The 13,598-nt window shown below is 73.9% G+C and carries 11 protein-coding genes; 6 read left to right on the top strand and 5 right to left on the bottom strand.

What is annotated here, in order from left to right:
• Positions 1-249: 249 nt before the first annotated feature.
• From SVTN_RS10595 to SVTN_RS10575, 5 genes are read left to right on the top strand one after another with little or no spacing between them, the layout of a single operon-like run.
• Positions 250-2,376, top strand: a complete 2,127-nt coding sequence (locus tag SVTN_RS10595; protein WP_078908283.1) for a hypothetical protein — start codon at positions 250-252, stop codon at positions 2,374-2,376.
• 41 nt (positions 2,377-2,417) lie between these two features.
• Positions 2,418-3,950: a GT4 family glycosyltransferase PelF gene (gene pelF, locus SVTN_RS10590; protein WP_041128864.1), complete on the top strand. Its 1,533-nt coding sequence runs from the start codon at positions 2,418-2,420 to the stop codon at positions 3,948-3,950.
• Entirely contained in the window at positions 3,947-5,677 is a 1,731-nt protein-coding gene (locus SVTN_RS10585) for a hypothetical protein (RefSeq protein ID WP_245727489.1), read from the top strand. The genes pelF and SVTN_RS10585 overlap by 4 nt, the downstream gene beginning before the upstream one ends.
• A 6-nt stretch (positions 5,678-5,683) precedes the next feature.
• Positions 5,684-6,304, top strand: a complete 621-nt coding sequence (locus SVTN_RS10580) for a spherulation-specific family 4 protein (RefSeq protein WP_041128863.1) — start codon at positions 5,684-5,686, stop codon at positions 6,302-6,304.
• Positions 6,301-7,092: an endo alpha-1,4 polygalactosaminidase gene (locus SVTN_RS10575; protein ID WP_041128862.1), complete on the top strand. Its 792-nt coding sequence runs from the start codon at positions 6,301-6,303 to the stop codon at positions 7,090-7,092. Before SVTN_RS10580 ends, SVTN_RS10575 begins: the two co-directional genes overlap by 4 nt.
• Before the next feature lie 6 nt (positions 7,093-7,098).
• Here SVTN_RS10575 and cobS read toward each other — a convergent pair whose 3' ends face one another.
• Positions 7,099-7,863 (bottom strand): adenosylcobinamide-GDP ribazoletransferase, encoded by a 765-nt coding sequence (cobS, locus tag SVTN_RS10570; RefSeq protein ID WP_245727488.1) that lies wholly within the window; start codon positions 7,861-7,863, stop codon positions 7,099-7,101.
• Between the two features lie 67 nt (positions 7,864-7,930).
• Here cobS and SVTN_RS10565 point away from each other — a divergent pair, with 67 nt between their 5' ends.
• Positions 7,931-8,695 carry a hypothetical protein gene (locus SVTN_RS10565; protein WP_041128860.1) on the top strand — a complete coding sequence of 255 codons (765 nt, stop codon included), beginning with the start codon at positions 7,931-7,933 and terminating at the stop codon, positions 8,693-8,695.
• On the opposite strand, the gene SVTN_RS44970 is transcribed toward SVTN_RS10565, so the two are convergent.
• From SVTN_RS44970 to SVTN_RS10545, 4 genes are all read right to left on the bottom strand, one after another.
• Complete coding sequence (locus SVTN_RS44970) at positions 8,635-9,345, bottom strand: hypothetical protein (protein ID WP_041128859.1); 711 nt, start codon at positions 9,343-9,345, stop codon at positions 8,635-8,637. The two genes, SVTN_RS10565 and SVTN_RS44970, sit on opposite strands and share 61 nt — an antisense overlap.
• Positions 9,342-11,120 (bottom strand): phosphatidylglycerol lysyltransferase domain-containing protein, encoded by a 1,779-nt coding sequence (locus tag SVTN_RS10555; protein ID WP_041128858.1) that lies wholly within the window; start codon positions 11,118-11,120, stop codon positions 9,342-9,344. Before SVTN_RS10555 ends, SVTN_RS44970 begins: the two co-directional genes overlap by 4 nt.
• 107 nt (positions 11,121-11,227) lie before the next feature.
• Positions 11,228-12,304, bottom strand: a complete 1,077-nt coding sequence (gene cobT / locus SVTN_RS10550; protein ID WP_041128857.1) for a nicotinate-nucleotide--dimethylbenzimidazole phosphoribosyltransferase — start codon at positions 12,302-12,304, stop codon at positions 11,228-11,230.
• Between the two features lie 38 nt (positions 12,305-12,342).
• On the bottom strand, positions 12,343-13,545 hold the full coding sequence (locus tag SVTN_RS10545) for a bifunctional adenosylcobinamide kinase/adenosylcobinamide-phosphate guanylyltransferase (protein WP_041128856.1): 1,203 nt from the start codon (positions 13,543-13,545) through the stop codon (positions 12,343-12,345).
• Positions 13,546-13,598: the final 53 nt, after the last annotated feature.

The following is a 13,598-nucleotide window of genomic DNA, read 5'->3' as shown; positions in this document are numbered from 1 at the left end:
GTGCCCGCCGCATCGTATTTCGGCCCGAGGAGCGCCGAGAACGAGCCTACGCTCGCTCACCCGGTTCGCTCACGGCGGCGGGGATTCACTCATCCGTGGTGTCTCTTTCATGTTTACCCTTCCGGCCTCTGTCTCCCGGTCACACTCGCCTCATTCACGCAAGGACGACACACCGTCCTTCGCCTCATCTGCGACATCTCCACGCGTTCCGCCGGTTCGGGCGGGGCCCGTCGAGGGGGGACACCAGTCATGGACTCCGGCCGAATCCGTACGCCCAGAACCGCGCCCCGCACCGCCGCCGGCGCCCGTACCGGGGCCCGTACCCGCCCTCGTACCGGCCCCCGCACCGGTCCTCGTACGGGCAGGATCGCGGCCCTCGCCGCCGCCGCGCTGCTCGCCACCGTCGTCCCCTCCGCGCAGGCGGTCGCCGCGACGGCGCCCCGCGTGGACCTCACCGTCCTCGTCGTCGACGACGGCGGCAGCGCGGTCGGGGCGATCACCGCCGAGCTGCAGGGCTCCGGCGTCCCGTACCGCAGGATCGACCTCGACGACCCGAACCGGCCCGTCCTCGACACGGCTTTCCTCAGCGACAGCGTCGACGGGCGGCCCCGCGCCAAGTACCAGGGCATCGTCCTGCCCCACGAGAGCGCCTTCGGCCCCGACTCCGCCGAGGCCACCGCCCTCCAGGCGTACGAGCGGACCTTCGGGATCCCGCAGGTCGACGCCTACACCTGGGCGCACCCCGGCGTCGGCCTCGACTACACCGACCAGGGCGGCTGGTCCGGCGTCCTCGACGGCCACCGGGCCGACGTCACCACCGCCGGACAGGCGGGCCCCTTCCGTTACCTCGCCGGGGCGCTGACCTTCGAGGACAACGACCCCTCGATCTCCGAGAGCTACGGCTACGCGGGGCGTCCCCGCGCCGGCTACACCAGCTACCTCGACGTCCCCGTCGACGGCGGCGGCCGGGCCAGCCTCGTCGGCGAGTACGCCGCCGACGGGCGCCGCGAACTCGTCGTCACCTTCGCCTACAACCAGTACCAGCGGCAGTTCCGGGCCCTGGCCCGCGGCATCGTCGACTGGCTCACCCAGGGCGTCCACCTCGGCCAGAGCCGCAACTACCTCTCCGTCCACGTCGACGACGTCTTCGCCCCCGACGCCCGCTGGGACCCCGCCCTCAACTGCACCCCCGGCGACTTCGACTGCGTCGGTGGCGGCGACGACGCCGTCAACCCGATCCGCATGACGGCCGCCGACGCCGAGTACGCCGCCGCCTGGCAGAAGTCCTCCGGCTTCACCCTCGACATGGTCTACAACGGCGGCCAGGGCGAGCAGTGGAAGACCGAGCACGGCGGCGCCGACGCGCTCACCGACCGGCTCGTCGCCGACCGCGCCCAGTACCGGTGGATCAACCACACCTACACCCACCCCTTCCTCGGCTGCCTCCAGGACAACGCCGTCGTCCCCTGGCAGTGCGCCAAGGACACCGCGGGCAACACCCTGTGGGTCAGCCGCTCCGAGATCTCCGGCCAGATCCGCGACAACCACAACTGGGCCGTCGGCAAGGGCATCTCCGTCGACCGCTCCGAACTCGTCACCGGCGAGCACTCCGGCCTCAAGACCCTGCCCCAGCAGCCCGTCGACAATCCCAACCTCGCCGGCGCCCTCGCCGACAACGGCGTGAAATGGACCGGGAGCGACAACTCCCGCGAGCCCCAGCAGCGGTCCGTGGGCACCGGCACCGTGAAGACCGTGCCCCGCCACCCCATGAACGTGTACTACAACGTGGGCACCGCCGCCGAGATGACCGATGAGTACAACTGGATCTACACCTCCCGCGCCGACGGCGGCAGCGGCATCTGCGAGTCCAACCCGGCCTCCACCTGCCTGCCCGCCCCGCTCCCCACGGCCACCGGCTACGCCGACCACATCGTGCCGCAGGAGGCCCGCACCGCCCTCTCCCACGTCCTGGGCAACGACCCCAGGCCGCACTACGTCCACCAGTCCAACCTCGCCGAGGAACGGCTCCTCTACCCCGTCCTCGACCGCGTACTCGCCGACTACCGGGCCCTGTTCGCGGCGAACGCGCCCCTGGTCAACCCGGCCCAGAAGGACGTCGGCACCGAACTGAACCGCCGCGCCGCCTGGGAGCAGGCCGTCGCCGCCGGAAAGGTCACCGCCTACCGCATCGGCACCACGGTCACCGTCAAGGCGCCCTCCGGCGTCACCGTGCCCGTCACCGCCCCCGAGGGCACCCGCAAGAAGCTCCTCCTCGGCAGCACCGCCTTCGGGACGGCCTACGCGGGCACCCGCTCCGCCTGGACCACGCCCGAACTGCTCCAGACCGCCGTCACCCTCACGCTCCCGACCGCCTGACCGGCACGTCCCGAACAGCACGTCCTGGGGGGAAACCGCACATGCCGAGCAGTGGCCGTCACGTCACCATGCTCACCGAAGGCACCTACCCGCACGTCCACGGCGGCGTCAGCACCTGGTGCGACCAGCTCGTCCGCGGCATGCCCGAGGTCGACTTCGAGATCCTCGCCCTCACCGGCAGCGGCCGCGAACCCGTCACCTGGGAGCTGCCGCCCAACGTCACCCGGCACACCGCCCACCCCCTCTGGGGACCCCCGCAGGGTCCGGCCGTGCGCCGGCCCCTGCGGGGGCGCGAACGCCGCCGCTTCCTCTCCGCGTACGAGAGCCTCCTGCTCGCCCTCCTCGACCCCGAGGCGGGCTGCGACTTCGGCACCGGCCTGTACGAACTCGCCGAACTCGCCCGGCAGGGCCGGCTGACCGCCGCCCTCCGCTCCGAGCCCGCCCTGCGCTCCCTCATGTGGATCTGGACCATGCCGCACCTGCCCACGCTCGCGGCCCGGCCCACCGTCCACGACGCGCTCACCGCCACCGACCTGCTCGAACACGCCCTGCGCCCGCTCGCCGCCCGGATAGCCGACGGCAGCGTGGCCCACGCCGTCTCCAGCGGCCTCGCCACGCTGCCCGCGCTCGCCGCGCAGCACTTCGAAGGGGTGCCCTTCCTGCTCACCGAACACGGCATCTACCTCCGCGAGCGCTACCTCGGCTACCGCACCGAAGCGCAACGCTGGCCCGTCAAGGCCCTCATGCTCGGCTTCTACCGCGAGCTCAACACCCTCGGCTACCGCAAGGCCGACCTCATCACCCCCTGCAACCAGTACAACCGGCGCTGGGAGGAGCGCGGCGGAGCCCCCGCCGACCGCATCCGCACCGTCTACAACGGCGTCGACCCCGCCCTCTTCCCCGAGGCCGGACCCGAACCCGCGACCCCCACCCTCAGCTGGTGCGGCCGCGTCGACCCCATCAAGGACCTGGAGACCCTGATCCGGGCGTACGCGATCTGCCGCGCCGAACTCCCCGAGCTGCGGCTCCGCTTGTTCGGCCCGGTCCCCGCCGGGAACGAGGACTACCTGACCCGCCTGGAGAAACTCGCCGCCGAACTGGGCGTCGCCGACGGGGTGACCTTCGAGGGCCGGATCAGCGACGTCCCCTCGGCCTACGCGGCCGGCAGCGTCGTCATGCTCTCCTCCATCAGCGAAGGCTTCCCCTTCTCCCTCATCGAGGCCATGTCCTGCGGCCGCGCCACCGTGTCCACGGACGTCGGAGGCGTACGGGAGGCCGTCGGCGACACCGGGATCGTCGTCCCGCCCCGCGAACCGGCCGTCATGGCCGCCGCCGTCTCCGCACTCCTCGTGGACGGTGCCCGCCGCGCCGAACTCGGCCGCCGCGCCCGGCAACGGGTCATCGACGAGTTCACCCTGCACCGCTCCGTGGACGGCTTCCGCCGGATCTACCGCGAACTGGCGGGCGCCCGCCCGGCGCGCCCGGTCCCGCTGCCCCAGGAACCCCTGCGCCTCAGGATCCCCGCCCCCCGCCGCACCACCGCGGCCCTCGTGACAGGAGGCACCCGGGCATGAGCGGCTCCCTCTGGCTGAAGCGCCCGGCGACGGGGGCGACCCCTCTGCCGGCGATCCCCCGCCCCCGACGGGAGGCCCCCGCGGGACGCACGACCGCCCCGGGCGGGCCGCCGCCCCGGGCCGCCGCCGGCCACCCGGCCGGACAACCCGCCGCGCAGGCCGTCCCGACCTCCGGCACCCGCCCGACCGGCTCCCCCGGGCAACGGGCCCAGCCGGGCCCCGCCGGGCGACCGGCCCCGCACGACGCCGCCGGGCGACCGGCCCCGCACGACGCCGCCGGGCGACCGGCCCCGACCGGCTCCGCCGGGCAACGGGCCCAGCCGGGCCTCCCCGGGCAACCGGCTCCGCACGGCGCCGCCGGGCGACCCGCCGAGCCCACCCCGCCCCCCGCCGCAGGGGAGCTCGCGAGCGATCCGCTCGACGAACTCGCCGGACGGCTCGACGGGTTCGTCGCCGCCGCCGTGCACCCGGACGAGATCGCCGCGATCCTCGAGTCCGACGGCATGACCGACGAGCACATCCGGCTCACCTACGGCCGCGCCGACTCCTTCTCCCTCGCCGAGGACCTCTACGCGCGCGTGGAGCGGCGCCACCCCGAGCCCGAGGCGCCGCCCGGCGGCGCCTGGTACGGCGAGCTCGCGGGCTGTCTGCTGCGCGGGCTCGTCTTCGCCCTCCCCGGCCTCGCGTACGTCCTCGCCGCACCGCTGCTCGCCGGCGCACACGGCCGGTTCGGGCTCCCCGCCGGAACCGTCCCGCTGCTCGCCGGGGCCGTCACCGGCTGGGTGTGGAACCAGGCCCTCTCCCACCGCGCCTACACCTGGCTCGGGCTCGGCGACCGGCCCGCCGCCGCCCGCGCCCTGCTCACCGGCGCCCCGGCCGGCGCGCTCGCCGGGACGGCCGTCGCCCTCGCGACCGCCGCGCCCGGCGAGACCCCGGCCGCCGTCTTCGCCGCCGGGCAGTCGCTCTACCTCGCCGCCGCGACCGTGCTCCTGGTCCTCGGCCGCGAACGGGCCCTGCTCTGCGCCCTGCTGCCGCTCACCGGCGCCTTCCCCGCCTTCCGCTGGGACCTGCCGGACGCGCTGCGCACCGGACTGCTCCTCGCCTCGCTCACCGCCTCCGTCGCCTTCGCCTCGCTCGTGCTCCGCCCGGGCGTGCGCCGGGGCGCGGGCGGCCGCGGCGGGCCCCCGCGCGCCGCCTCCCTCCCGTACGGCTTCTTCGGCCTCGGCAGCGGCCTGCTCGTGCTCCACGCGGGCGTGGGCGACACGCTGGTGAGCGGGGCGGGGGCGGTCATCGCGCTCACCCTCTCCATGGGGCCCGCCGAATGGCTCCTCCACCGCTTCCGGGGCGAGAGCCTGGCCCGGCTGCGGACCCTCAGCACCGCCCGCGAGTTCCGTCGGGCGGTCACCGGCACCCTCGTGCTCTGCCTCGGCGGCTACCTGACCGTCCTCCTCGCCCTCACCCTCACCGCGACCCTGGCCTGGCCGGGGGCGCCCTGGCCGACGCTCCCGCGCCTGGTCACGCTGCTCCTGATCGGGACGGTGCTCTGGCTCGGGCTGCTGCTCCAGGCCTTCGGCGCGGTGCTCAGCGCCGCCACCGTCTGCCTGCTCGCGGCGGCGGCGCAGACCGTGGAACCGGTGGCGGGCCCGCTGGCCACCGGGGGAGCGGCCGCGGTGCTCGCCGCCCTGACCTGCGCCCTCCTGGTACGACCGACCGCCCACCGCGCCTAGGAAGCCATGACGAACCCCTCCCTCCTGGTGCCGTACTACGAGCACCCGGCCGAACGCCCCGAGGCCTGGTCGGCCCTCGTCGACGCGGCGCCGTCCCTGTACGGCGTCGTCCTCAACCCGGCGAGCGGGGCCGGCGAGGCGCCCGACCCGGCGTTCGCCGAGACCGCCGGGCGGCTGCGGGCCGCCGGCGTCCGGGTCCTCGGCTACGTGGACACCGCCTACGGGCGCCGCCCGCACGCCGAGGTCGTCGCCGAACTGCTCCGCCACCGTGACTGGTACGGCGCCGACGGCGCCTTCCTGGACCAGGTGGCGACCGCGCCCGCCGCCCTCGCCCACTACCGCCGGATCGCGGTCGCCGCCCGGGCCGCCGGGGCCGCGACCCTCGTCTTCAACCACGGCGCCCACCCCGACCCCGGCTACGAGGCCCAGGCCGACCTCCTCGTCACCTTCGAGGGCCCCTGGGACACCTACCGGACCCTGGACCTGCCGGTCGCCGCCCACTACTGCCACCTCGTCTACGCGGCCCCCGCCGGCTTCCGCCCGGCCACCCCGGTGCACTGCGCCGTCCCGGGCACCGGCGCGCACCCCTGGGGCACCCTTCCGCACCTCCTGGAGCCCGCCCGATGAGACGACCGCTGCCCCTGCTCGCGGGGCTGCTGCTGCTCGCCACGGCCTGCACCGGCGTCCCCGGCCCCGACCCGAAGACCACCGAGGAGGGACGGTGGCGGCCCGCCCCCGGCCTCGGCTGGCAGTGGCAGCTCAGCGGCAGGCTCGACCCGACGGTCGATGTCCCGGTGTACGACATCGACGGCTTCGACCACCCGGCGTCGACCGTCGCCGACCTCCACCGCCGCGGCCGCAAGGTGATCTGCTACCTGTCCACCGGCGCCTGGGAGGACTTCCGCCCCGACGCCGACGACTTCCCGAAGACCCTCCTCGGCAAGGGCAACGGCTGGGAGGGCGAGCGCTGGCTCGACATCCGCCGCACCGACCTCCTCGGACCGCTCATGGCGAAGCGCCTCGACATGTGCCGGGACAAGGGCTTCGACGCCGTCGAGCCCGACAACATGGACGGCTACCGGAACCGCACCGGCTTCCCGCTCACCGCCGCCGACCAGCTCCGCTACAACCGCCTCCTCGCGAGCATGGCCCACGACCGGGGCCTCGCGGTCGGCCTCAAGAACGACCTGGACCAGATCCCGAAGCTGCTCCCGGACTTCGACTTCGCGGTCAACGAGCAGTGCGCGGAGTACGACGAGTGCGGCCGCCTCGCCCCGTTCACGGCGGCGGGCAAGGCCGTCTTCCACGTCGAGTACGAACTGACGACGGACCAGTTCTGCCCGCAGGCGAGGAAGCTGGGCCTCGGCTCGATGCGGAAGCGGTACGAGCTCGACGCCTGGCGCGAGCCCTGCTAGCCGGGCTCAGCCCAGCGTCAGCGCGACCAGCGCCGCCGTCGCCGCCGTCTCCTCCACCGCGCCGAACACATCGCCCGTCACCCCGCCGAAGCGCCGCACGCACCGGCGGAGCAGCAGCGCCGCCGCGCAGAGGCCCGCGCCGGCCGCCAGGACGGAGCGGACGGCGTCGTACGGGGAGAGGAGGAGGCCCGCCGAGGCGCAGAGGACCAGGACCAGGGCGGTCGTGAGGGTCGCGGAGCGGGCCGGGACCGTCTCGGCGACGATCGCGCCGAGGCCCTCCGGGCGGGCCGCGGGGACGCCCTGCCGGGAGGCGTGGGTGAGGGCGAGGCGGGCGACGGTGGCGGCGAGGGCGGCGGCGATCGTGCCGTGCGCCCAGTCCTCCCCGTACAGCTCGTACAGCGCGGCGACCTGGGCGAGCAGGACGAGGACCAGGGCGATGACGCCGAACGGGCCGATGTCCGACTGCTTCATGATGCGCAGCGCGTCCTCGGCCGGCTTGGCGCTGCCGAGGCCGTCGGCGGTGTCCGCGAGGCCGTCGAGGTGCAGGCCCCGGGTGAGCAGGGCGGGGACGGCGGTGGCGGCGACGGCCGCGAGCAGCGGGCCCGAGCCGAGCAGCAGGAGGAGACCGCCGGCCGCGGCGGAGCAGAGCCCGACGACGAGACCCGCGAGCGGGGCCGAGAGCATGCCGGCGCGCGCCGCGTCCCGGTCCCAGCGGGTGATGCGGGCGGGGAACACGGTGAGGGTCCCGAAGGCGAAACGCAGGCCGTCCATCCGGGCAGGGTAATCGCCACTCCTGAACGGTAGATTGCGCATACCGCTCAAATCGGATCGGGGTGGCATGGGTCACTGGTTCTCCCGCAACATCGTCGAGCCGGGCAAGCTCCCGATGCTGCTCGCTCTGACCTCCTTCGTCCTGACATTCCTGGTCACCCGCACCGTCACCCGGCTCATCCGGGCGGGGAAGGGCCCCTTCCGGAACGTCTCCTCGGGGGGAGTCCACATCCATCACGTCGTGCCGGGGGTCGTCCTCACCGTCCTCGGCGGCTTCGGCGCGGTGGGCAGCGACCGGCACGGCATCGGCGGGGCCGTCTTCGCGGTCGTCTTCGGGATCGGCGTGGGGCTCGTCCTGGACGAGTTCGCGCTCATCCTCCACCTCGACGACGTGTACTGGTCGGAGGACGGCCGCAAGAGCGTCGAGGTGGTCGTGCTCACCACGGCCCTCGTGGGGCTCGCGCTCAGCGGCTTCTCACCGCTCGGCGTCAACGACATGACGGTGGAGGAGCGCCAGGACCGGGCCGCCTTCATCCTGAGCCTCGCGCTGAACTTCCTCCTCGTCCTGGTCACCCTGGTGAAGGGGAAGCTCCGGATGGCCGTGTTCGGGACCCTGGTCCCGTTCGTGGCGATCGTCGGCGCCGTCCGCCTGGCCCGCCCCGGCTCCTGGTGGTCCAAGCGCTTCTACCGGCGCCGCCATCGGGCCAGGGCCCGCTCCCGGATCCGTACGTACCGCCACGACAGGCGCTGGACCAAGGTGCGGCGGCGTTTTCAGGACTTGATCGGCGGCTTCCAGGAGCGCGTGCCCGGGCGGGGCTCGACACCGTCGTGACGCCGGCCGCGCCAGGCCTGGACCGCGATGAGGACGAGGACGGCGGCGATCGCCGCGATGTGCTCCTTGCCCGCCAGGTTCGCCTTGATCGCCACCTCGATCACCATGGACAGGACGACGAGCGCGCCCGTCCACCGCGCCCCGTACCGCCAGCAGACGTAGACCGCGAGGCCCACCACGGCCGCCGAGGGCCCGGTGTCGACGACCTGCGCGTCGGAGGCGGGCATTCCGATGGGGCTGTCGGGGCCGAGGGCGATGGCCAGGCGCGCGTATAACGTGCCGGCCAGCGTCGCCAGATAGGCGCCGGCGAGCGTCCGCCACCGCCCGAGGCAGATCTCGGCGATCCCGAACACCAGCAGGACCTGCGCGAGGGCGCCCCAGACGGGCAGGTCGAGCGCGGGCACGAACAGCGAGAGCGGGGTCCGCAGCAGCGCGAGCCACAAGGGGTCCTCGGCCCGTACGGAACCGATGTCCTGGACCGGCTGATAGCCCCAGTCCTGGTTCTGCACGATCTGGAACAGGCCGGTGAGACAGACGGCGGCCAGCGTCATCGGGACCGCTCTCCACCTCTTCGTGACGAGCGCCGTCCGTACGGTGGTGAACAGCGGCCCCCACTCGCGCCGGGCGAACTCCCGGACGGCGCGGCTCAACGGCCGCTCTCCAGATGCCTGCGGTGCAGCCACTTCGGCAGCCCGGGGGCCTCCAGGAAGCCCTCGGCGCGCCCTGCGGCGAGGCCGATGCGCAGCAGGTCCGCACTTTTCTCGAAGAGCATGAATCGGGGCTCCCAGATCGGTCGGTACTTGGCGTTGGCGCGGTACAGCGACTCGATCTGCCACCAGCGGGAGAAGAAGCTGAGCAGCGAACGCCACATGCGCAGCACGGGTCCCGCCCCGAGCTTCGAGCCACGTTCGAAGACGGAGCGGAACATCGCGAAGTTGAGCGAGACCTGAGTGATCCCGATCTCCTTGGCGCGCTGCAGGAGTTCGATGACCATGAACTCCATCAGGCCGTTCTCGGAGTCCCGGTCACGGCGCATCAGATCGAGCGAGAGCCCCTTCGGACCCCAGGGGACGAAGGACAGCAGCGCCCGCAACTCACCCGTCTCGTCGGTGCACTCCAGCATCACGCACTTGCCGTCCCGGGGGTCGCCGAGCCGGCCGAGCGCCATCGAGAACCCGCGCTCGGTGGCCCCGTCCCGCCAGTCGTCCGCCTTGCGGAGCAGCTCGGCCATCTCGTCCGCGGGGATGTCCTCGTGGCGCCGGATCCGGACCTCGTACCCGGCCCGCTTCACCCGGTTGAAGGCCTGCCGGACGGTCCGCATGGCCCGGCCGTCCAGGGTGAACTCGTCGGTCTCCACGATCGCCTCGTCGCCCAGCTCCAGGGCGTCGAGACCGTGCCGGCCGTAGATGACCCCGGCCTCCTCGCTCGCGCCCATCACCGCCGGGATCCAGCCGTGCTCGCGCGCCTCGGCGAGCCAGGGCTCGATGGCGCCGGGCCAGGCCTCGGGGTCGCCGATCGGGTCGCCGGAGGCGAGCGAGACCCCGCCGACCACCCGGTAGGCGATGGCGGCCTTCTCGCTCGGCGACCAGACGACGCTCTTCTCGCGGCGCAGCGCGAAGTAGCCGAGGGAGTCGCGGTCGCCCTGCTTGTCGAGCAGGGTCCGCAGCCGCTCCTCGTCCTCCTCGGTCAGCGGGTCGACGGCCCGCCGGGAGCGGAAGGCGGCGAAGAGCACCGCGAAGAGCAGCAGCGTGGACATGACGTTGATGGTGACGTCGACCCAGCCGGGGGGGTGGATCCCGGTGAAGCCGGCGTCGTCGGAGGCCAGCGTGACGAGCCGCAGCAGGCCGTACTTCCAGCGGTCCATGAAGGTGGAGTAGCCGGTGGACTGGTTGGTGACGGTCACCAGGACGGCGGCGAGCAGCGAGGTGACGAGCAGTCCGCCGACCGCCACCCCCGCCGCGAGCTTCGGGTTGGAGCGGTCGCCCTTCGCGTAGAACTCCTTGCGGCCGAGGAGCAGCGCGAGCACGAACGCGGCGGTGAGGACCAGCGAGATCCAGTTCTGGGCGTGCTGCCGGATCTCGGGGAAGAACATCACGAGGGCGAAGAGCAGCAGGAAGAGGCCGCTGAGCACGATGTTGAGGATCCACGCGGCCCGCTTGCGGCGCCGCATGGTGATCGCCAGGAAGAGGGTGAAGACCCCCGAGGCGAAGCCCGCGGTGAGCAGGTACGGGGTGAAGTAGTTGTCCTCGTTGTGGCGGCGCAGGTCCTGCCCGAAGGAGACCCAGACGGCGCCCAGGAAATTGATGAACGTGACGACGCGCAGGTACCAGACGGCGAACGCCGCGCTCCGACGCGAACGGGGGGTGCTGCCCCGGGGGCTGGTGCTCCGGGGTGCTGCTTCGGCAGACAAGCGGACTTCTCCCATGAAAAGCGATCATATGGGGCAGTGTGTGCCGTACGGAGACGCCGAAGGCGGCCACGCGCGCGTCGCACGTGCCCGCCCCGGAGTCGGCCGTTCCCTTCCGCCCGCGCTCAGGCCTCCGCAGCGTCCCCGGCGTCCGGAGTGGTCGGATCCGGACGCTCGGGCAGCTCCGCGGCGAACGCCGCCGCGGCCTGGACGAGGGGAAGTGCGAGCAATGCCCCGGTTCCCTCACCCACATGGACGCCGTGATCGAGCAGCGGGTTGAGCGCCATCCGGTCCAAAGCCTTCGCCTGCGCCGGCTCCCCGCTCACCTGACCCGCCAGCCACCAGTCCGGCGCCCGGAACGCCGCCCGCTGCGCCACCAGCGCACAGGCCGCGCCCACCACACCGTCCAGGATCACCGGCATCCGCCGCACCGAGGCCTGCAGCAGGAACCCGGTCATCGCCGCCAGGTCCGCCCCGCCGACCGCCGCGAGCAGCTCCAGCTGGTCGCCCAGGACCGGCCGGGCCCGCCGCAGCGCGTCCCGGATCGCCGCACACTTGCGCATCCACGCCAGATCGTCGATCCCGGCACCGCCCCGGCCGGTCACCACCGAGGCGTCCGTCCCGCACAGCGCCGCGATCAGCGTCGACGCCGGGGTCGTCCCACCCACGCTCAGATCCCCGAGCACCACCAGATCGGTGCCCGAGTCCGCCTCCTCGTCGGCGAGCGCGACACCGAGCCGGACCGCCGCCTCGGTCTCCTCGACCGTCAGCGCGTCCTCCACGTCGATCCGGCCGCTGCCCCGCCGCACCCGGTGCCGTACCACCTCGGCGGGCAGCAGCTCCGGATCGCAGTCCAGACCGGCGTCCACGACCCGCACCGGCACGTTCATCGAGCGGGCGAGCACCGCCACCGGGCTCGCCCCGTCGAGCACCGCGCGCACCAGCTCGTACGCCGTCCCCGCCGTACGGCCCGACACGTCGAGGGAGGCCACCCCGTGGTCGCCCGCGAACAGCACGACCTTCGGCTGCTCGATCGCCCGCACCTTGACCGAGGCCTGCGCCGCGGACAGCCACTCGCCCAGCTCGTCGAGCCGGCCCAGCGCCCCCGGCGGCACGGCCAGCCGCTCCCGGCGCTCCTCGGCATCACGCCGTATCCCGCCGTCGGGGCGCTCGATCAGATCGGAGAAGTCGTCGAGGTTCAAGGGTTCCGCCTAGTGACAGGTAATTCGGTGATCGCACCCTACCCGCGCAGCACCAGGGCCTGACCCGCGACCACGAGGACGACCTCCTCGCACTCGTCCGCGAAGGCCGCGTTCAGCCGGCCCAGCTCGTCCCGGAAGCGGCGCCCCGCCGCCGTGGCCGGCACCACCCCCGAACCCACCTCGTTCGTCACCGTCACGACCGTGCGGCGCGTCGCCCGCACCGCCGCCACCAGCTCCGCCGTCCGCTCCCGCAGCGCCGCCTGCCCGCCGTCCCGCCACCGCTCGTCGTCCCAGGCGCCCACCCGGTCCATGGCGTCCGTCAGCCACAGCGACAGACAGTCGATCAGCAGCGCCGGACCGTCCTCCGCGAGCAGCGGTACGAGCTCGCAGGTCTCGGCCGTACGCCACGAACCCGGCCGCCGCTCCCGGTGCAGCCCCACCCGCTCCGCCCACTCCGGATCGCCCTCCCGGGTCCCGCTCGTCGCCACGTACAGCACCTCGGGGAAGGTCTCCAGACGCCGCTCGGCCTCCACCGACTTCCCCGACCGGGCCCCGCCCGTCACCAGGGTCCGCCGGGGCACCTCCGGCACCTCGCGGTAGTCGCCGATGTACAGCGTCGTCCCGTCCGGCACCGCCCGCGCCCCCGCCGCCGCGAGCCGCCGGTCCAGCTCGGCCCCCGCCGGTGCGTCGTGGTCCAGATGCACCGCGATCACCTCGGTGGCCGGACCGACGGCCCCCGTCGCCCGCAGCCGCGCAAGCCCGTCCGGCCGCCCGGTGACATCGGCGACGATCATGTCGTACGGCCCGCGGTGATCGTCCGCGATCCCCGCGGGCGCGCCCCCCGGCGGCAGGTACAGCAACCGCTCGCCCTCGGCCGAGGTCACCTCGTACCCCGTCCCGGGGGAGTCCATCGACACGGCCCGCACCCGGTGCCCGCTGATCAGCGTCAACTCGCGTCCGTCCGGCACCCGCCCGGCGTCGGGCAGGCCCGCGGGCACCTCCACGGCCGGCCCGTCATGGGGATGCGTGAGCAGCACCTGCCGCACCCCCACCAACGAATGCCCCGACCGGGCGGCGGCGAGGGCGGCCCCGGGGGTCAGATCGAGCAGCAGGGCCCCGTCCACGAGCAGCGAGGTCGCGGCCCTCGCCCGCTCCCCACGGGACAGCGCGCACACGGCGCAGGGGCAGTCGGGGCGGGGAAGTCCGAGGGGGGCACCGGTGCCGAGCAGAGTCAGTTCCACCCTCAGATCCTCCCGCGCCACCGCAAGCCGTGCGCGCCCGGCTACGCTGCGGG

The organism is Streptomyces vietnamensis (genome assembly GCF_000830005.1).
Lineage (GTDB): Bacteria > Actinomycetota > Actinomycetes > Streptomycetales > Streptomycetaceae > Streptomyces > Streptomyces vietnamensis.
The sequence above is the reverse complement of the archived record's forward strand: the minus strand, read 5'-3'. Positions and strand labels throughout refer to the sequence as shown.

Bases quoted from the DNA above. Each gene is read 5' to 3' on its own strand.
- SVTN_RS10595 (WP_078908283.1), top strand. From the start codon at position 250: ATGGACTCCGGCCGAATCCGTACGCCCAGAACCGCGCCCCGCACCGCC.
- pelF (WP_041128864.1), top strand. From the start codon at position 2,418: ATGCCGAGCAGTGGCCGTCACGTCACCATGCTCACCGAAGGCACCTAC.
- SVTN_RS10585 (WP_245727489.1), top strand. From the start codon at position 3,947: ATGAGCGGCTCCCTCTGGCTGAAGCGCCCGGCGACGGGGGCGACCCCT.
- SVTN_RS10580 (WP_041128863.1), top strand. From the start codon at position 5,684: ATGACGAACCCCTCCCTCCTGGTGCCGTACTACGAGCACCCGGCCGAA.
- SVTN_RS10575 (WP_041128862.1), top strand. From the start codon at position 6,301: ATGAGACGACCGCTGCCCCTGCTCGCGGGGCTGCTGCTGCTCGCCACG.
- cobS (WP_245727488.1), bottom strand. From the start codon at position 7,863: ATGGACGGCCTGCGTTTCGCCTTCGGGACCCTCACCGTGTTCCCCGCC.
- SVTN_RS10565 (WP_041128860.1), top strand. From the start codon at position 7,931: ATGGGTCACTGGTTCTCCCGCAACATCGTCGAGCCGGGCAAGCTCCCG.
- SVTN_RS10555 (WP_041128858.1), bottom strand. From the start codon at position 11,120: ATGGGAGAAGTCCGCTTGTCTGCCGAAGCAGCACCCCGGAGCACCAGC.